Annotated in this window: 14 protein-coding genes; 8 read left to right on the top strand and 6 right to left on the bottom strand. The window is 71.2% G+C overall.

Translation table 11 applies throughout. The features are described 5' to 3' along the window. Positions 1–3 precede the first annotated feature (3 nt). On the bottom strand, positions 4–1947 hold the full coding sequence (gene acs / locus CSC64_RS01425) for an acetate--CoA ligase (protein WP_162433544.1): 1944 nt from the start codon (positions 1945–1947) through the stop codon (positions 4–6). A gap of 316 nt (positions 1948–2263) precedes the next feature. Here acs and CSC64_RS01420 point away from each other — a divergent pair, with 316 nt between their 5' ends. Together CSC64_RS01420 and CSC64_RS01415 are read left to right on the top strand one after the other, a co-directional pair. After that, complete coding sequence (locus CSC64_RS01420) at positions 2264–3658, top strand: DcaP family trimeric outer membrane transporter (RefSeq protein WP_162433543.1); 1395 nt, start codon at positions 2264–2266, stop codon at positions 3656–3658. A 14-nt stretch (positions 3659–3672) separates the two neighbouring features. Further along, positions 3673–5334 (top strand): MFS transporter, encoded by a 1662-nt coding sequence (locus CSC64_RS01415; RefSeq protein WP_162433542.1) that lies wholly within the window; start codon positions 3673–3675, stop codon positions 5332–5334. A 281-nt stretch (positions 5335–5615) separates the two neighbouring features. Here CSC64_RS01415 and CSC64_RS01410 read toward each other — a convergent pair whose 3' ends face one another. The 5 genes from CSC64_RS01410 to def all read right to left on the bottom strand — a co-directional run bounded on the left by CSC64_RS01410 (position 5616) and on the right by def (position 11778). Then, complete coding sequence (locus CSC64_RS01410; protein ID WP_238389706.1) at positions 5616–6878, bottom strand: O-antigen ligase family protein; 1263 nt, start codon at positions 6876–6878, stop codon at positions 5616–5618. Positions 6879–6949: 71 nt separating this feature from the next. After that, the gene (locus CSC64_RS01405) at positions 6950–8671 is read right to left on the bottom strand and encodes an ArnT family glycosyltransferase (protein ID WP_162433541.1); all 1722 of its coding nucleotides are present in this window, start codon (positions 8669–8671) and stop codon (positions 6950–6952) included. 22 nt (positions 8672–8693) lie between these two features. After that, positions 8694–9980: a 16S rRNA (cytosine(967)-C(5))-methyltransferase RsmB gene (gene rsmB / locus CSC64_RS01400; RefSeq protein WP_238389705.1), complete on the bottom strand. Its 1287-nt coding sequence runs from the start codon at positions 9978–9980 to the stop codon at positions 8694–8696. A gap of 174 nt (positions 9981–10154) precedes the next feature. Beyond that, on the bottom strand, positions 10155–11078 hold the full coding sequence (gene fmt, locus CSC64_RS01395) for a methionyl-tRNA formyltransferase (RefSeq protein WP_162433539.1): 924 nt from the start codon (positions 11076–11078) through the stop codon (positions 10155–10157). Positions 11079–11265: 187 nt separating this feature from the next. Then, positions 11266–11778 (bottom strand): peptide deformylase, encoded by a 513-nt coding sequence (gene def / locus CSC64_RS01390; protein WP_162433538.1) that lies wholly within the window; start codon positions 11776–11778, stop codon positions 11266–11268. Between the two features lie 134 nt (positions 11779–11912). On the opposite strand from def, the gene CSC64_RS01385 reads away from it, so the two are divergent. The 6 genes from CSC64_RS01385 to CSC64_RS01360 all read left to right on the top strand — a co-directional run bounded on the left by CSC64_RS01385 (position 11913) and on the right by CSC64_RS01360 (position 19274). Further along, positions 11913–13040 carry a LysM peptidoglycan-binding domain-containing protein gene (locus CSC64_RS01385; RefSeq protein WP_162433537.1) on the top strand — a complete coding sequence of 376 codons (1128 nt, stop codon included), beginning with the start codon at positions 11913–11915 and terminating at the stop codon, positions 13038–13040. Positions 13041–13132: 92 nt separating this feature from the next. Beyond that, entirely contained in the window at positions 13133–14290 is a 1158-nt protein-coding gene (gene dprA / locus CSC64_RS01380; RefSeq protein WP_162433536.1) for a DNA-processing protein DprA, read from the top strand. 77 nt (positions 14291–14367) lie between these two features. Beyond that, on the top strand, positions 14368–14841 hold the full coding sequence (locus CSC64_RS01375; protein ID WP_162433535.1) for a DUF494 family protein: 474 nt from the start codon (positions 14368–14370) through the stop codon (positions 14839–14841). 113 nt (positions 14842–14954) lie between these two features. Continuing rightward, a complete protein-coding gene (locus tag CSC64_RS01370; RefSeq protein WP_162433534.1) occupies positions 14955–15635 on the top strand; it encodes a pilin in 681 nt (226 codons plus the stop codon). 41 nt (positions 15636–15676) lie between these two features. Further along, the gene (locus CSC64_RS01365) at positions 15677–16567 is read left to right on the top strand and encodes an RDD family protein (protein ID WP_162433533.1); all 891 of its coding nucleotides are present in this window, start codon (positions 15677–15679) and stop codon (positions 16565–16567) included. Positions 16568–16778: 211 nt separating this feature from the next. Beyond that, on the top strand, positions 16779–19274 hold the full coding sequence (locus tag CSC64_RS01360; RefSeq protein ID WP_162433532.1) for a DNA topoisomerase I: 2496 nt from the start codon (positions 16779–16781) through the stop codon (positions 19272–19274). Positions 19275–19301 lie beyond the last annotated feature (27 nt).

Raw genomic sequence — 19301 nt, 5'->3', positions numbered from 1 at the left:
GCTTCAGCGCACCTTGCGTTCGTTGACCAGCGACTCGACCACGGACGGGTCGGCCAGGGTCGAAGTATCGCCCAGCTGGTCCGGCGCGTTCTCGGCGATCTTGCGCAGGATGCGCCGCATGATCTTGCCCGAGCGGGTCTTGGGCAGGCCCGGCGCCCACTGCAGGTGGTCGGGCGTGGCGATCGGGCCGATCTCCTTGCGCACCCAGGCCACCAGCTCCTTCAGCAGCTCGTCGCTCTGGACTTCGCCGGCCTTCAGGGTCACGTAGGCGTAGATGCCCTGGCCCTTGATGTCGTGCGGGAAGCCGACCACCGCCGCCTCGGCGACCTTCGGGTGGGACACCAGCGCGCTCTCCACCTCGGCGGTGCCGATGCGGTGCCCGGAGACGTTGATCACGTCGTCGACCCGGCCGGTGATCCAGTAGTAGCCGTCCTCGTCGCGGCGGCAGCCGTCGCCGGTGAAGTAGGTGCCCGGGTAGGTGCGGAAGTAGGTGTCGATGAAGCGCTGGTCGTCGCCGTAGACCGTGCGCATCTGCCCCGGCCACGAATCGAGCAGGACCAGGTTGCCCTCGGCCGTGCCCTCCAGCTGCTCGCCATTGGCATCGACCAGCGCCGGCTGCACGCCGAAGAACGGCAGCGAGGCCGAGCCGGGCTTGAGGTCGGTGGCGCCGGGCAGCGGCGAGATCAGGATGCCGCCGGTCTCGGTCTGCCACCAGGTGTCCACCACCGGGCAGCGGCCGTCGCCGACGGTGTCGTAGTACCAGCGCCAGGCTTCCGGGTTGATCGGCTCGCCGACGCTGCCGAGCAGACGCAGGCTGCTGCGCGAGGTCTTCTTCACCGGCGCCTCGCCCTCGCGCATCAGCGCGCGGATCGCGGTCGGTGCGGTGTAGAAGACGGTGACCTGGTGCTTGTCGATCACTTCCCAGAAGCGCGACACGCTGGGGTAGTTGGGCACGCCCTCGAACACCACCGAGGTGGCGCCGTTGGCCAGCGGCCCGTAGACGATGTAGCTGTGGCCGGTGACCCAGCCGACGTCGGCGGTGCACCAGTAGATGTCGTCCTCGCGCAGGTCGAACACGCTCTCGTGGGTGTACGCGGCGAACAGCAGGTAACCGCCGGTGGTGTGCAGCACGCCCTTGGGCTTGCCGGTGGAACCGGAGGTGTAGAGGATGAACAGCGGGTCCTCGGCGTTCATCCGCTCCGGCTCGCACTGCGCCGGCTGGCCATCGACCACGTCGTGGAACCAGCGGTCGCGCGGGGCCTGCATGTCGACCGCGCCGCCGGTATGGCGCACCACCAGCACCGTTTCCACGGTATTGGTGCCGGGCAGCTTCAGCGCCGCGTCGACGTTGGCCTTGAGCGGGATCTTCTTCGAGCCGCGCAGGCCCTCGTCGGCGGTGATCACCAGCTTGCTGCCGCAGTCGGAAACGCGGTCGGCGATCGAATTGGCGGCGAAGCCGCCGAACACCACCGAGTGGATCGCGCCGATGCGCGCGCAGGCCAGCATCGCCACCACCGCGTCGGGGATCATCGGCAGGTAGATGGTGACGCGGTCGCCCTTCTCCACGCCCAGGTTGCGCAGCGCGTTGCCGAGCCGGCACACGCGCTCGTACAGCTCGCGGTAGCTGACCTTCTGCGCCGGCGTGTCGGGGCTGTCGGGCTCGAACAGCAGCGCGGTCTTGTCGCCGCGAGTGGCCAGCTGCCGGTCCAGGCAGTTGACGCTGGCGTTGAGCTCGCCGTCGGCGAACCAGCGGATGCGGAAGTCGGCCAGGTCGAAGCTGACGTCCTTGATCACGGTCGGCTTGCGGAACCAGTCCAGCCGGTCGGCGGCCTTGCGCCAGAAACCCTCCGGATCTTCCACCGACTCGCGGTAAAGCCGCTGGTAGTCGTCCTTGCCGATGCGCGCATCGGCAGCGAACCCGGGCTTGACGGGATACAGGTCGGACATGGTTCTCCTCCTCGACGTGACCTTGAAATCGGGCAACGGCCGGCAGTGGCCACTGCGACGAGTGGAGTTTGACCCATGAATCGTGATGCATTGCAGCAACCAGGCCGAGACTTTGGTCGAAGCCGCGGGCCCACGCCGCCCGATCGGGCCGCACTGCAACGGCTGTTCCCTCTCCCGTGCCGGCCCGGGTTCGACTAATTGCGAATAGGCGCCCCCGCGGGCCATGCGCAGTCTGCGACGACCGGCCGCTCGCGCAATGCGCGCCGCATGTCGCACGCAACACGCTCGACACTTACAACGGGACGGAGAGAGGGCAATGAACAAGCATCCATCAAGACTGCTGCGACGGCCGCTGGCCGCCGCGTTGCTGGTCGCGCTGGTGGCGCCGGGGGCCGCGTTCGGCCAGACCGCGCGGGAAAAGGCGCTCGAGGAGCGCGTGGCCGAGCTGGAGCGGCAGGTGCAGCTGCTGCTGTCCACGCAGCAGACCCAGCAGACCCAGATCACGCAGACGCAGGCCCAGGTCACCGAGGTCCAGACCGCCACCGCGGCCGCGCCGGCCGACGGCAAGCCGAAGATCCAGTCCACGCCGATCCTGACCGCGGGCAACCCGGGCAGCACGTTCTCCGTCGGCGGCTTCATCAAGCTGGACGCGATGGTCACCGACACCAGCGACGGGCGCATCGCCGACGGCTCCTCCGGCCGCCTGTTCTACGTGCCCAGCACCATCCCGGTGGCTGGCGCCGGCGCCGACGGCGGCGACCCGTACACCGACTTCCACGCCCAGTTCTCGCGCATCTGGTTCGGCGCCGACCATGTCACCGACGGCGGCGACAAGCTCAAGGCCTACGTGGAGATGGACTTCTTCGGCGGCGGCAGCAACGCGCTGGCCGGCAACGAGATCGCCACCAACACCTACGCGGTCACCCTGCGCCAGGCCTACGTGAGCTGGAACAAGTGGCTGGCCGGCCAGACCTGGTCCAACTTCCAGGACACCGCCGCCCTGCCCGACGCGGTCGACTTCGTCGGCGTCACCGATGGCACCACCTTCGTCCGCCAGGCCCAGGTCCGCTACACCAGCGGCCCGTGGTCGTTCGCGCTGGAGAACCCGAACACCACGGTGCAGGCCTACGCACCGTTCGCCGCGGCCGCCGGCGCGCGCACCACGACCGGCGACAACAACGTCCCGGACCTGACCGCGCGCTACGCCATGAAGGGCGACTGGGGCCACTTCTCGGTGGCCGGCATGCTGCGCCAGTTCAAGTCCGGCGACAACACCGATTCCGGCGGCGCGGTCAGCGTCTCGGGCAAGTTCAACCTCGGCGCCAGCGACGACATCCGCTACATGGCCAATGCCGGTGCCGGCATCGGCCGCTACATGGCCTTCGGCCTGGGCAGCGACGTGGTCCAGACCAGCGCGTTCGGCGACATCGATGCGCTCACCGGTTACGGCGGCTTCGTCGCCTGGCGCCACGCCTTCAGCAGGAGCCTGCGCGGCAACCTGATGTATGCGGCCTCGCACTTCGACAACGACGCCGCACTGGTCGGCTGGGGCGTGACCGAGCGCTCGCAGTCGTTCCACGCCAACCTGATCTATTCGCCGCTGCCCAAGCTGGACATCGGTGCGGAGATCGGCTGGGGCCAGCGTTCGCTCGAGGATGACCGCGAGGGCGACCTGAAGCGCTTCCAGACCACCGTCAAATACAGCTTCTGAGGAAGGGGAACCCGATGAGCGCAACCACGCACCACCATTCGCCGCAGGGCGAGCTTTCCAGGGGCCACAAGAAGGTCATTTTCGCGTCCAGCCTGGGCACGGTCTTCGAGTGGTACGACTTCTACCTGTACGGGTCGCTCGCCGCGATCATCGCCAGGCAGTTCTTCAGCGGCGTCAACGAGACCACCGGCTTCATCTTCGCGCTGCTGGCGTTCGCCGCCGGCTTCGCGGTGCGTCCGTTCGGCGCGGCGTTCTTCGGCAGTCTCGGCGACCGCATCGGTCGCAAGTACACGTTCCTGGTCACGATCGTGATCATGGGCCTGTCGACCTTCCTGGTCGGCGTCCTGCCGACCTACGCCAGCATCGGCATCGCAGCGCCCATCATCCTGATCGCGCTGCGGCTCGCCCAGGGCCTGGCGCTGGGCGGCGAGTACGGCGGCGCGGCCACCTACGTGGCCGAGCATGCGCCGGACGGCAAGCGCGGCCTGTACACCAGCTTCATCCAGACCACCGCCACGCTCGGCCTGTTCCTGTCGCTGCTCGTGATCCTGGGCTGCCGGCTGACCCTGGGCACCGAGGCGTTCGAGGCCTGGGGCTGGCGCATCCCGTTCCTGGTCTCGATCGTGCTGCTGGGCATCTCGGTGTGGATCCGCCTGCAGCTGAGCGAGTCGCCGCTGTTCCAGCAGATGAAGTCCGAGGGCAAGGGCTCCAAGCAGCCGTTCCGCGACTCGATGAAGGGCGGCAACCTGAAGCTGATGCTGCTGGTCCTGCTCGGCGCGACCGCCGGCCAGGCGGTGGTGTGGTACGGCGGCCAGTTCTACTCGCTGTTCTTCCTGACCCAGGCGCTGAAGGTCGACGGCACCACCGCCAACCTGCTCATCGCCGCGGCGCTGGTACTGGGCACGCCGTTCTTCATCGTGTTCGGCTGGCTGTCGGACAAGATCGGCCGCAAGAAGATCATCATGGCCGGCTGCCTGCTGGCCGCGGTGACCTACTTCCCGATCTTCAAGGGCCTGACCCACTTCGCCAATCCGGCGATCGAGGAAGCGCGGACGAGTTCGCCGGCGGTGGTGCATGCCGACCCGGGCACCTGCTCGTTCCAGTTCGACCCGATCGGCAAGAAAGTGTTCACCAACTCGTGCGACATCGCCGCCGCGGCGCTGGCCAAGGCCGGCATCCCGTACGAGATCGTGCCGGCACCGGCCGGCTCCGTGGCCAGGATCAGCATCGGCGGCACCGACGTCGAGGCCTACGATGGCGCGGGCCTGTCCAAGGAAGACACCAAGAGCCGGGCCGACGCCTTCACCAAGCTGCTGAAGGGCACGCTCGGCGCCGCCGGCTACCCGGAGAAGGCCGACCCGGCGCGCATCAACTTCCCGGCGACGCTGTTCCTGCTGTGGGTGCTGGTGATCTACGTGACCATGGTCTACGGCCCGATCGCGGCCTACCTGGTGGAGCTGTTCCCGACCCGGATCCGCTACACCTCGATGTCGCTGCCGTACCACATCGGCAACGGCTGGTTCGGCGGCTTCCTGCCGACCATCTCCTTCGCCCTGGTCGCGGCCACCGGCAACATGTACTTCGGCCTGTGGTACCCGATCGCGATCGCGGTGATGACCGTGGTGATCGGCGGCCTGTTCCTGCGCGAGACCAAGGACGTGGACATCTCCAAGTAAGCGCGTCCTCCCCCCGCCGGCGGCGACGCCGGCTCCCCCGGGCGCCGGTCCTTTCGAGGACCGGCGCTTTTTTTGCCAAAGCTGCAACATCGGCTCCGGTGGGGGCCGCCGCACCCCGGGTATATGTCCCACCCTTCGGGACGACATCCTGTCTTTACGAAGGGCCGTGGCACATCCATGTGCCACTTGGGCCATATACCCGGGGTACGGCGTCCTTCGCGATCTTGTGCGACATGGCTTCTATTGGCAGACGAACGACGCCACGGCCGCGAAAGTCGCGCTTAAGGGCGCGAGTCGCCCGCACGCCAGCCCGCCTCGCGCAGGGCCAGGCCAAGCAGGATCCCGCCCAGCGCGGCATAGATGCTGGTGGTGGTCTGGTGCGCGAACATCGACTGGGTCAGTCCCGCCAGCAGGAACATCGCCACGAGCATCGCCCCCGCAGCCGCCGAGCCGCGCAGCCGGCCCTGGTCGGTCGCACGCCGCAGGCGCAGGAACAGCCACAGCGGAACCCCGTAGAGCAGCAGCAGCGACAGCACGCCCGGCACGCCCATGGTCGCGGCCCATTCGGCCAGGTCGTTGTGCGCGTGGCCGAAGTGGCACCGCTCGACCCGCGCCGCCCCTGCTCCCCTGCAGATCGGCAGGCGCTGCATCGCCAGGTCGAACTCGCCGATGCCCACTCCGGTCCAGGGGGCATCGGCGAACGCCCCGGCCGCCACCTGCAAACGCTCCAGGCGCGCGCCGGCGGAAGAGTTGCGGTCGCCGCTTTCCATCCGCTCGATGTCGTGGCGCAGTTCGACCAGCCGCACCTGTTCGGTCAGCGCCGGGACCGACGCCAGTAGCACCGCCCCGCCGGCGACCAGCGTGGCCAGCAGCAGGCCGCGGCTGCGCCTGCTGCGCCAGCCGCTGCCCAGGACCAGCACCAGCAACAGCAGCAGCATCCCCGGCCAGGCGCCGCGGGTACCGCTGAGCAGGATCGCGAGGAAGCCCAGGGCCAGGCCAAGGCTGGCCAGGCGCCAGCGGTGCCGCGGCCGGCAGAACACCACCAGCACCATCAACACCAGCACCACGTCGGCGAAGACGATCGCGTTGAGCCAGCCGGCAGCGCGCTCGGCACCGGCCAGGACCTGCGCCCCCGCCAACGCCGCCGCGGCCAGCAGCCCGGCCAGCGCTCCGCGCCAGAGCATCGCCCGCGACGGACCCAGTGCCCAGGCCCAGGCCATCGTCCACGGCAACGCCAGCAGGCGGTCGCGGCTGTCGATGCCCTCGCTCGAGCCGGTCAGCCGGACCGAGGCCAGCGCCACCAGCAATGGCACCAGCGCCGTCGCCGCCACCACCAGCAGGGGCCAGCCGATGTCGCGCGCGGCGCGGCACATGCGCAGCGGCACCAGCAGGGTCGACGCCAGCAGCAGCAGTCCGAACGGCAGCAGCCCCTTGGGCACGGCCAGGACCAGTGCCGGCAGGCACCACAGGCCCAGCGCCGCGCAGGCCATGGCCCAGCGCAGGCGCAGGTCCCGCTTGTTGTCTTCCATGCGCAGGGCTTCCATTCGTGCGCTCCAGGCCGGGCGTGGCATCTTCGCGCCCGCTGGCGGAACATGCGCTGAGCCGGCGCCTCTTCCTAGTCGTCGTCCTCGTGGCCCTGCCCGGCCTCGGCGCGGGCGCGCTCGCCGGCACTGGCCTCGCAGGGCCCGGTCGCCGCCCCGGGCGGCACCAGCCACCAACGGCGGCGGTTGGAAATCCCGGCCAGCTCGATCCGCCCGCGGTCCAGGCAAGCTTCCAGCGCCGCCTCCTGCACCAGCAGCCAGCGCCCGGGCGCCTGCGCCTGCCAGGCCACGCCCCGCCGCAGTTGCTCGTCCCACGGCACCTTGAAGCCGAAGTCGACCGCGTCGCGGTCGGCCATCAGCAGGTTCTGTTCCTTCCACGCCACCAGCCCCAGCTCCGCGTCCGGGCCGATCCGCTTCCCGGCCCCGGCCATCACTCCGCGCGCCGAACTGGCGTCGTTGAGGATCGGGTAGCCGACCACGCTGAAAGCCACCCAGACCCCGGCCAGGGTCGCCAGCAGCGCGGCGGCGGCGCGGCGGCGGAACGCCAGCACGCAACCGGCGCCCCAGGCCCCGATCGCCAGCAGCATCCACGCCCCGGCGTGCAACCCTTCCGCGTCCAGGCCGCGCTGTTGCTGCAACCGCTCGGCCAGCGCACCGTCGCCGCCGGACAGGACTGCGCCGCCGGCAAGGAACAGCAAGGCCAGCAGTCCGGCCGACGCCAGCAGCAGCGCCTGCGCCCAGCGCCTGCGCAGCAGCCCCGGCAACAGCGGCGCCAGCGCCAGGCACATCATCGGCAGCGCCGGCATGAGGTAGACGTCGCGCTTGCCGTCCGGGATCGAGAAGAACACCAGCACCAGCGCCCACCACGCCAGCGGCAGCAGGTAGCGCGCGTCACGGCGCCGCAGCCGCCGCCACCAGGCTGGCAGCGCCCACGGCAGCGCCAGCGCTGGCGGGATCCACATGGCGAGCATCACCCCGAGGAAATACCAGGGCGGCTGATGGTGGTCCCAGGACTGCGAGTAACGCTTCGCGGTCTGCCGGAACAGGATGTCCTCCATGTACGCGCGATATTCGGGCAGGTCCGTGGCCAGCGCCACCGCCACCATCGGCAGCAGCCACAGCGATACGGCCACCACGAACGCCAGCGGTCCCAGCCAGAAGCGCGCATCGCGCACGTGCACGCGCACCCGCGGCCAGCCGCGCAGCGACGCGACCGCCGCCGGCAACAGCATCAGCAGTGCGATCGCGCCCACGCCCTTGGTGATCGTGCCCAGGCCCGCCGCGAACCAGCCCAGCGTCCACCAGCGCCAGTCCGGTCCGAGCAGCAGGTGGCGCAGCAGGCCGTAGTTGGCCAGGGTGATGAAGAAGGTGACCAGCGGATCGATCTGCGCCTTCTTCGCCTGCCAGGTGAACTGGAACGCGAACAGCAGCGCCCACGCCGCATACAGGCCGACCTTGCGCGTCCACAGCCGCCGGCCCAGGTCCTGCACGCACCACAGCGTGCCCAGCGCGGCCAGCAGCGAAGGCAGCAGGAAGGCCACGCGCCAGTTGCCGAAGACGGCGTAGAACGCAGCCTGCAGCCACATCAGCATCGGCGGCTTGTCCGAGTACAACTCGATCCCGCGGTGCGGGAACAGCCAGTCGCCGCTCTCCACCATCTGCCTGGCCACCAGGGCGAAGCGCGGCTCGTCGGCCGGCCAGGGGTCGCGCAGGCCCAGGCCGGCGCCGAGCACCAGCAGGGCGGTGATCCAGAACAGCCAGGTGTCGCGCCTGCGCGCGTCGGACGTCGGGGGCATGGGCGGCGATGATAGCCGGCGCTCAGCCCGCCTTCGTGAGCAGTGCGTAGAAGAACCCGTCCATGCCGTCCTCGCCGGGCAGGCGCTGCCGGCCCGGGCCGGCGGCATGGCCGAAGCCGGCGTCCAGCGCGACGGCGCGGGCGTCGGCCGTGCGCGCGAGGAAGGCTTCGACCTGCCGCGCGTTCTCTTCCGGCAACACCGAACAGGTCGCGTAGAGCAGGTTGCCGCCCGCCCGCAGCAGCGGCCAGGTGGCATCGAGCAGGCGCGCCTGCAGCTGCACCAGCTGGTCGATGTCTTCCGGGCGGCGGTGCAGCAGGATGTCGGGCTGGCGCCGGACCACGCCGGTGGCGGAGCACGGCGCATCGAGCAGGATCGCGTCGAAGCTGAAGCCGTCCCACCACAGCGCCGGCAGGGTCGCGTCGGCCACGCGCACCTGCACGCGTTCGCCGGCTTCCTCGCCGGACACGCCGGCGCGGCGCAGGTTGTCCTCGATCCGCGCCACCCGGCGCGGATCCACGTCCAGCGCCAGCAGTTCCAGCGCCGGGTCGCGTTCGAGCAGGTGCGCGGCCTTGCCGCCGGGCGCGGCGCAGGCGTCGAGCACGCGCGCGCCGGGCTCGGCGCCGAGCGCGTCGGCGGCCTGCTGCGCAGAACCGTCCTGGACCGCGACCAGGCCTTCGTCGAAACCGGGCAGCACGGCCACCGGCACCGGCAAGTCCAGGCGCAGCGCGTCGGCCAGGCGCGGGTCGGTGCCGGCCTCGATGCCGGCCTGCGCCAGTTGCGCACGATATCCGTCGCGGTCGATGCGGCGGCGGTTGACCCGCAGCCACAGTGGCGCCGGCTGCGCGCTGCCGGCGAACCCCGCTGCCGCGTGCTCCGGCCAGGCCGCCTCGATCCGTTCGCGCAGCCACGCCGGCCAGGCGCCGGCGGGGTCGGCAGTGGGGGAACCTTCGCGTTGGGCGCGGCGCAGCAGCGCGTTGACCAGCCCGGCCTGGTGCGGGCGGCCCAGTGCGCGCGCCGCCTCGACCGTGGCATCGAGTGCGGCGTGCGCCGGCAGCTGCAGCGCGTCGAGCTGGGCGCAGCCGGCCAGCAGCAGCGCCAGCAGCGGGCCGTCGGCCGGGCCCGGCGGCTTCTGCAGCCAGCCGCGCAGCGCCGGGTCGTAGCGGTAGCGCCCGCGCAGCGCGGTGAACACGATCGCCTCGAGCAGGGCCCGGTCGCGCGGGTCGGGCAGGCGCGGCAGCACCGGCGCCAGTTCGGACTTCAGCGAACGGCCGCGGTGGACCACCGCGTCGAGCACCTGCGCGGCGAGCACGCGGGTCTCCACGCCGGGCGCCAGTGGCGGCCGCGAGGGGGCCGGGCCGCGGCCGGAAGGCGCGGAAGAGCCACGCGCGGCATCGCCATCGCCGCGGCGCCCCGAGCCATCCGCGGCCTGGCGCGCAGGCGGGCGCGGACGACGGTCACCAGGCGGGCGCGGTGCAGACATCGATCAGCCGTCCCGCGCCAGGTCGCGGCGCGCGTTGAGCCAGTCGGCGGCGGTGATCGCGCGTCCACCTTCGCGCTGGACCACGCGCAGCCGCAGTGCGCCCTGCCTGCAGGCGATGTCGATGCCGTCGCGGCCGGCGGCGAGCAAGGTGCCCGGCGCGGCCTCGTGCGCGACATCCAGCGCGACCGCGCCATGGATACGCAGGCGTTCGCCGGCGACCACCGCCTCGGCCACCGGCCATGGATCGAATGCGCGCACCGTGCGCGCCAGTTCGCCGGCCGGCCGGCTCCAGTTCAGTCGCGCTTCGGCCTTGTCCAGCTTGTGCGCGTAGGTCACGCCCTCGGCCGGCTGCGGCTGCGCCACCGGCAGCAGCCCGGCGCGGAGCAGGCCCAGGCCGTCGGCGAGGACTTCCGCGCCCAGGGCCGCCAGGCGGTCGTGGCGCTGGCCGCCGGTTTCCGTGGCGCCGATCGCGGCGGCCGCCTCGAGCAGCACCGGTCCGGTGTCGAGGCCGGCTTCCATCTGCATCAGGCAGACGCCGGTTTGCGCATCGCCAGCCTGGATCGCGCGCTGTATCGGCGCGGCACCGCGCCAGCGTGGCAGCAGCGAGGCATGCACGTTCCAGCAGCCATGGCGCGGCATCGCCAGCACCGCACGCGGCAGGATCAGGCCGTAGGCCACCACCACCAGCAGGTCCGGTTCCAGCGCGCGCAACTGCGCCTGCGCGGCGGGGTCGCGCAGGGTCTCCGGCTGCAGCACCGGCAGGTCGCGGGCGAGCGCTTCCCGCTTCACCGGCGACGGCGCCAGGCCGCGGCCGCGGCCGGCGGGACGGTCGGGCTGGGTATAGACGGCCACCACTTCGCCACGCTGCGCCGCGGCGCGCAGCGAAGGCACCGCGAAATCTGGCGTGCCGGCGAAAACGATCCTCATCGGACCTGCCTCGGGACCTGGCTCATGGGGGACGGGGAAACTCCATCGCAATGCGCCGCCCGGAGGCGGCGCCAGGACTGCGTGCCGGCGGTGACACCAGGGCGGCGACGGGACGGCGGCGGGACGTCAACGGGACATCGACGGTGAACGGCGGGCGGGCGGCCCGAGCGGACCCACGCCGGCGGCATCAGGCGGCGTGCTTGCGCGCCTTGGCCAGCTTCTTGCGCACCATCTCGCGCTTGAGCGGCGACAGGTAGTCGATGAACAGCTTGCCGTCGAGGTGGTCGATCTCGTGCTGGATGCACACCGCCAGCAGGCCGTCGGTGGTCAGCTCCTGCTCGCGGCCGTCGCGATCCAGGTAACGCACGGTGATGGTGTCGGCGCGGGTCACGTCAGCGAAGATGCCCGGGATCGACAGGCAACCCTCCTGGTAGACCTGCTGGCCGTCGCGGGCACGGATGTCCGGATTGACGAACACCAGCGGCTGGTCCTTGCCCTCGCTCACGTCGATGACCATGAAGCGGTGGTGGGCGTCGACCTGGGTCGCGGCAAGACCAATGCCCGGGGCGGCATACATGGTCTCGAACATGTCGTCGACCAGTTGCTGGAACCCGGGGCTGGCCAGGCGGCCGGCGTCGACCGGCTCGGCCCGGGTCCGCAGGCGCGCGTCGGGGAACTCGAGGATGGGAAGCTTGGCCATCGGAGGCGCTCCAGAGGGGGATGGCCGGCGACAAACCGGCTGGCTGTCGCAATTCTAGCGCGGAAGCTTGCGCAACGGCCTGAATTCTGGACTATAGTCGGCGAACCTGTCGGGGAATCAGGCGGATCGCACACATGTTCAAAAGCCTTCGTACGGTCGCCGCCGTCGCGATGCTGACCGTCGCCACCTACGCCGCGGCCGTCGAGTCGCGCGGCAGCCATCCGGAAACCTACGTCGTGGTCCGGGGCGACACCCTCTGGGACATCGCCGGGCGCTTCCTCGGCAAGCCCTGGCTGTGGCCGGAAATCTGGCAGGCCAACCCGCAGGTCGCCAACCCGCACCTGATCTTCCCGGGCGACGTGCTCAGCCTGGCCTACCTGGACCGCGTGGCGGTGCAGCCGGGCCCGCGCGACGAGGCGCCGATCGGGGCCGTGCCGCTGTCCGAGATCGAGCCGTTCCTGAAGGACGTGCGCGTGGTCGACGCCTTCGAACACCTGCCCTACGTGGTCGGTTTCGAGGACAACCGCCTGCGCGGCAGTGCCGGCCAGATCGCCTACGTGAAGGGCCTGGATGGCATCGCCGCCGGCCAGCGCTACATGGTGCTGCGCCCGACCGTGCGCTACGCCCTGCCGCGCCCGTTCCAGCACCTCGAGCAGAATGGCAGCACGATGCCGCTGGACGGCTCCCTGTGGAGCCACTACGTGCCGCCGAGCAGCCGCAACGAGGTCCTCGGCTATGAACTGGCCAAGGTCAACATCGGCACGGTCGTCCGAGCCGCCGGCACCGGCGGCGCCGAAGTCGCCACCCTGGGCCTGGAGGACAGCGGCCAGGAAGTGCGTGCCGGCGACCGCGTGATCCCGGTCGAAGCGCAGGCCTACGACCTGCAGTTCTTCCCGCACGCGCCCGCCATCCAGCCGGCCGAGGCGCCGATGGTGCTGGCGGTCGGCACCGTCGGCGGCACCGCCGGCGGTCCGCGCGACGTCATCGCGATCTCCGCCGGCCGCCTGGACGGCATCGACAACGGCACCGTGTTCTCGCTGTGGCGCCCGGGCCGCCATGTCAACGACCGGGTCCACGGCCCGCGCACCTCGCGTATGGACGACCAGTTCACCGGCGGCGGCAGCACCGTGGCCCTGCCGGAGGAATACGCGGCCCACGCCATGGTCTTCCGCACCTTCGACAAGGTCAGCTATGCGCTGGTGATGGACGGGGTCAAGCCAGTCCGGGTCGGCTTCGGCGCGAGGCATCCGGACGCCCAGTAGGACTGCGGCCGCATCCGCGGCAGCACGATTCCTACAGCACGCAGCGACGGCGCCCCAGGGCGCCGTCGCTGTTTCCGGGCCACGCTCGGGCCATGCCCATAGAACGCCCGCCCCCTGGCACCGGCGATCCCCGCCAGTCGCGCGAACCCGCCGACCCGCTGCCACTGCTGCGTGCCGTGCTCGCCGGCGGCCGCAGCGCGCCACGGCGCGCGCTGCTGCGCGGCGACGGCGACAGCGCCGACCCGGAACTGCGGGTGCGGTTGGCGGCAGTGCCGGCGGCGGCGATCGCGGCGGTGCTGGCCTGGCTGGAACATCCGCGCCACCACCTGGTCGGCTGCGACGACCCGCGCTCCCCGCCGCTGCTGCGGCAGATGCCGTCGCCGCCGCTGGCCCTGTTCGTGGACGGCGACCCGGACCTGCTGTGGCGGCCGGCGGTGGCCGTGGTCGGCTCGCGTGCGGCCAGCGCCGGCGGCCGCGACAACGCGCGGCTGTTCGCCGCGGCGCTGGGGCGCGCCGGCCTGCTGGTCGCCAGCGGCATGGCCGCCGGGATCGATGCGGCCGCGCATGAAGCGGCGCTGGAAACGCCGGGCGGCACCGTCGCCGTGCTCGGCACCGGGCCGGACCTGGCCTTCCCCGGGCACCACGCCGACCTGCGCGCGCGGATCGCCGCGCGCGGCGCGGTGGTCAGCGAGCATCCGCCCGGCACCCCGGCGCGGCCGGGCCACTTCCCCAGCCGCAACCGGATCATCGCCGGCCTGGCCCTGGGCACCCTGGTGGTTGAGGCGGCGCTGCGCTCGGGTGCGCTGATCACCGCGCGCCAGGCCGGGGAGGCCGGCCGCGAGGTCTTCGCCATCCCCGGCTCGATCCACCACCCGCAGGCCCGGGGCTGCCACCGGCTGATCCGCGAGGGCGCCCAGCTGGTCGAACACCCGGACGAGGTCCTGGCCGGGATCGCGCCATTGGCCGGCCGGCTGGCGGCCTGGCTGGCGCCGGAACAGGCCGCCGCGGGACCCCCGCCGGCGCCTGCGGAAGGGGTTCAGCTGCCCCTGCTGGCCCCCCGGGCCGACCCCGACAGATTGTGGGCGGCCCTCGGCCACGACCCCACCCCTATGGATGCGCTGGTCGAACGCACCGGATTGACGCCCGCCACGGTGTCATCCATGCTGCTTGGCATGGAACTGGATGGGCGGGTCGCGGTCGAACATGGCCGCTACACACGCCGGTCCACCGGCGGCGGCAACGCCGCCTGACCCCGCCGGCCGCGACACGCGCGAAGCAGGGGGTTCCCCACCCCACGGCGCCCCCCACGGGGCGCAGGCCGAGGGCAATGAAAGAAAGCATCCTGGACGTACTGCTCTACCTCTTCGAACACTACATCGGCGACGATGCGGACACCCTCCGCGACCGCGACCCGCTGCAACAAGGCCTGATCGAGGCCGGCTTCAGCCCCAGCGAAATCAGCAAGGCCTTCGACTGGCTCGACGGGCTGGCGCAGCAGCGCCCGGCCGGCGCGCAGGCACGGGTCGACGGCCCGGTGCGGGTCTACCACGGCGCCGAGCTGGACCGGCTCGACGTCGAATGCCGCGGCTTCCTGCTGTTCCTGGAACAGCAGGGCGTACTCGACCCCGGCCAGCGCGAACTGGTGCTCGACCGCGCCATGGCCCTGGACCAGGACGAGCTGGACCTGGACGACCTGAAGTGGGTGGTGCTGATGGTGCTGTTCAACCAGCCCGGCGCCGAAGCGGCCTACGCCTGGATGGAAACGCAGATGTTCGGCGAGGAGCCCGAGCCGGTGCATTGAACGCGGCGCATCGCGCTGGAAAAACCGCATCGGAATTCCGCGAAGCCGGCGCAAGCCGGCTTCCGCGCACCAGGGGCATGGGGTAAGTTGGCCGCCTGCTTCGGGGAAAACGCATGACTGACTGGTACTACGCCACTGCCGACCGGCAGCGGCATGGCCCGCTGCGGGCAGAGCAACTGCGCGCGCTGGCCATGTCCGGCGCGATCGACGCACAGACCCTGGTCTGGCGCGAAGGCGAGCCGGGCTGGCGCGCGCTGCACGCGTTCGCCGCCGAACTGGAGCTGCCGGCCGCACCGCCGCCGCTGCCGGCCACCGCGGCGCCCGCGGTGGCGATGGCGAGCGCGCCGCGCCCGGGCATGTCCGGCGTGGTGATCGCGCTGCTCATCGTGGTCGGCGGCATGTTCGCGCTGGCCGTGCTCGGCATCCTCGCCGCGATCGCGGTGCCGGCCTACAACGACTACACCCTGCGCGCGCAGGCCACCTCGGCCATCGTCCAGGCCAAGGCGCTGCAGGTGCAGGTGGCCGAATTCGTCGCCGTGAACGGCCGCTGCCCGACCAACGACGACGAGGACTTCGGCACGCCGGAGAGCTACGCCGGCGCCGGCCTGGCCCGGGTCGAGTTCGGCGAGTTCGAAGACAGCGACCTGGGCGGGCTGGAGGCGACCCTGGCCGCGCCCGGCAAGGCCGCGCTCGACGGCAAGGCGCTGTGGCTCGAATACCATCCGGACCGCTCCGGCTGGGAATGCAGTTCGGAAGTGGAAGACCGCCACCTGCCGGTCGACTGCCGCGGCTGAGCGCCGCCCCCCATGGAATCCATACGCGAGGAATGCACGCAATGACCGAGTGGTACTACGCCGACCGCCAGCGCCGCCAGATCGGCCCCCAGCCTGCCACCCACCTGGCCCAGCGCTACCGCGCCGGCGAGCTCGACGCGGCGACCCTGGTCTGGCGCGAGGGCCTGCCCGCCTGGCAGCCGCTGGGCTCGCTGCGCGGCGAACTCGGCCTGGACGAGGCCGGGGTGACCCTGGATTTCCGCACTCCGGTCGCGCCGCCGCCGGCCGTGGACGAGCGCGTGCCGCCGCCGCCCGCCGCCCCTGCCGCCTACGCCACCCACGCCGCGTACGCCGCCCCGGCGCCGGCCGTGCCGGTGCAGGACGGCCCGGTGGTCCTGGCCGGCTTCTGGAAGCGGGTGGCGGCCAGCATCATCGACGCCTTCGCCATCGGCATCCCGGTGGCCATCGTGGCGGCGATCGTCGCGGCGGTGTTCGGCGCGGTGTTCGGCAATCCGGACTCGCCGTTCGATCCGGTGGAAATGGCCGGCACCTACCTGCTTTCGGCGCTGGCGTTCGGCTGGTTCCACTCCAACGCCAGCATGATGGCCACGCCCGGCAAGCTGGCGATCGGGATCAAGGTGGTGCGCCCCGACGGCGGGACGATCAGCTTCCTGCGCGGCTTCGCCCGCTACTGGGGCTATCTGCTCAGTTCGCTGCTGCTGTGCATCGGCCTGCTGATGGCCGCCTTCACCGAACGCAAGCAGGCCCTGCACGACCTGCTGTGCGACACCCTGGTGGTGGACAAGTGGGCCTTCACCGGCAACCCGGAATGGCAGCGGCCGGAACTGGGCACGGTGGCGATCGTGGTCCTGGTCCTGTTCGGCCTGCTGCTGCTCGGCATCGCGCTGGTGGCCGTGGTGGCGATCGGGACCGTGGCCTCGATGAAGTGGTAGCCGGACCGGGGGGACGCCCCGAAGCGCCCCATGGGCGGCCCGGCTTGACACGGCCGGCCGCGGCGTGATTCACGTATAAAAAGGACAGCGACCGCGCCCGGGGGCCCCCTCCCGGGCGTCGGCTTCTCTGGCGGACGCGTTCTTCACACCACGCTCACCGCCCGCACCCGGTCCCGGAAGGACCGCAGCCGTACCCGGAACATCACCCGCCATGCCCAAGCACCTGCTCATCGTCGAGTCGCCCGCCAAGGCCAAGACGATCAACAAATACCTCGGCAAGGACTTCACCGTCCTGGCCTCCTACGGGCATGTCCGCGACCTGGTGCCGAAGGAAGGCGCGGTCGACCCCGAGCGCGGCTTCGCCATGCGCTACGACCTGATCGAGAAGAACGAGAAACACGTCGACGCGATCGCCCGCGCGGCGAAGTCGGCCGACGACATCTGGCTGGCCACCGACCCGGACCGCGAAGGCGAGGCGATCAGCTGGCACATCGCCGAGATCCTGCGCGAGCGCAACCTGATCGGCGACAAGCCGCTGCACCGGGTGGTGTTCACCGAGATCACGCCGCGCGCGATCAAGGAAGCGATGACCCAGCCGCGGCGCATCGCCGGCGACCTGGTCGACGCGCAGCAGGCGCGCCGCGCGCTCGACTACCTGGTCGGCTTCAACCTCTCGCCGGTGCTGTGGCGCAAGGTGCAGCCGGGCCTGTCGGCCGGGCGCGTGCAGTCGCCGGCGTTGCGCATGATCGTCGAGCGCGAGGAGGAGATCGAGGCGTTCAAGGCGCGCGAGTACTGGAGCATCGGCGCGGAGCTGGCGCACGCATCGCAGCCGTTCAGCGCCAAGCTGGTCAAGCTCGACGGGAAGAAGTTCGAGCAGTTCACCATCACCGACGGCGAGACCGCCGAGGACGCGCGCCTGCGCCTGCAGCAGGCCGCGGCCGGTTCGTTGCACGTCACCGACGTGGCCAGCAAGGAACGCAAGCGCCGCCCGTCGCCGCCGTTCACCACTTCCACCCTGCAGCAGGAAGCCTCGCGCAAGCTCGGCTTCACCACCCGCAAGACCATGCAGGTGGCGCAGAAGCTGTACGAGGGCGTGGCCCTGGGCGAGGAAGGCACGGTCGGCCTGATCAGCTACATGCGTACCGACTCGGTGAGCCTGTCGCAGGAAGCGCTGGCCGAGATCCGCGACGTGATCGCGCGCGACTACGGCACCGCCTCGGTGCCGGACAAGCCGAATTTCTACCAGACCAAGTCCAAGAACGCGCAGGAAGCGCACGAGGCGGTGCGCCCGACCTCGGCGCTGCGCACGCCGGCGCAGGTCGCGCGCTTCCTCACCGACGACGAGCGCCGGCTGTACGAACTGGTGTGGAAGCGCGCGGTGGCCAGTCAGATGGTGCCGGCCACGCTCAACACCGTCTCGGTCGACCTGGCCGCCGGCGGCGAGCACGTGTTCCGCGCCAGCGGCACCACCGTGGTGTTCCCCGGCTTCCTCGCCGTGTACGAGGAAGGCAAGGACAGCAAGGCCGCCGAGGACGAGGACGAAGGCCGCAAGCTGCCGCCGCTCAAGCCCGGCGAACGCGTGCCGCTGGACCGCATCCACGCCGACCAGCATTTCACCCAGCCGCCACCGCGCTTCACCGAAGCGGCCTTGGTGAAGGCGCTGGAGGAATACGGCATCGGCCGACCCTCGACCTACGCCTCGATCATCCAGACCCTGCTGTTCCGCAAGTACACCGAGATGGAAGGGCGCGCGTTCAAGCCCACCGACGTCGGCCGCGCGGTCAGCAAGTTCCTGTCCGGGCACTTCACCCGCTACGTGGACTACGACTTCACCGCCAACCTGGAGGACGAGCTCGACGCCGTCTCCCGTGGCGAGGAGCAGTGGGTGCCGCTGATGGAGAAGTTCTGGGGCCCGTTCAAGGAACTGGTCGAGGACAAGAAGGAATCGCTGGACCGCACCGACGCCGGCAGCTCGCGTTCGCTGGGCACCGACCCCAAGAGCGGCAAGGAAGTCAGCGCGCGGATCGGCCGCTTCGGCCCGATGGTGCAGATCGGCACGGTCGACGACGAGGAGAAGCCGAAGTTCGCCTCGCTGCAGCCGGGCCAGAGCATCTACTCGATCTCGCTGGAGGAGGCGCTGAAGCTGTTCGACATGCCGCGCACGCTGGGCGAGAGCAACGGTGAGACGGTGACCGTCGGCATCGGCCGCTTCGGCCCGTTCGCCAAGCGCGGCAGCACCTACGCCTCGCTGAAGAAGGAAGACGACCCGTACAAGATCGACCTGGCGCGCGCGGTGTTCCTGGTCGAGGAGAAGGAGGAGATTGCGCGCAACCGGGTGATCAAGGAGTTCCCGGGCAGCGACATCCAGGTGCTCAACGGCCGCTTCGGCCCGTACCTGAGCGACGGCAAGCTCAACGGCAAGATCCCCAAGGACCGCGAGCCGGCCTCGCTGAGCCTGGAGGAAGTGCAGCAGCTGATGGCCGAGACCGGCAAGCCGGCGCGGCGCGGCTTCGGCGCGAAGAAGGCCGCGGCAAAGAAGGCACCGGCGAAAAAGGCCGCCACGGCAGCCGCACCTGCCAGGAAGGCCACGGCAAAGAAGGCCCCCGCGAAGAAGGCCGCCAGCAAGGCGCCGGCGAAAAAGGCGGCGAAGAAGGCTCCGGCGAAAAAGTCCGCCCGCGGCGCCGCGGATGACGCGCCGCCGTTCTGAGACCGGGATCACCCCGGTCCTTCATCC

It is taken from the genome of Pseudoxanthomonas koreensis (assembly GCF_010093225.1).
GTDB classification, from domain to species: domain Bacteria; phylum Pseudomonadota; class Gammaproteobacteria; order Xanthomonadales; family Xanthomonadaceae; genus Pseudoxanthomonas; species Pseudoxanthomonas koreensis.
The sequence above is the reverse complement of the archived record's forward strand: the minus strand, read 5'-3'. Positions and strand labels throughout refer to the sequence as shown.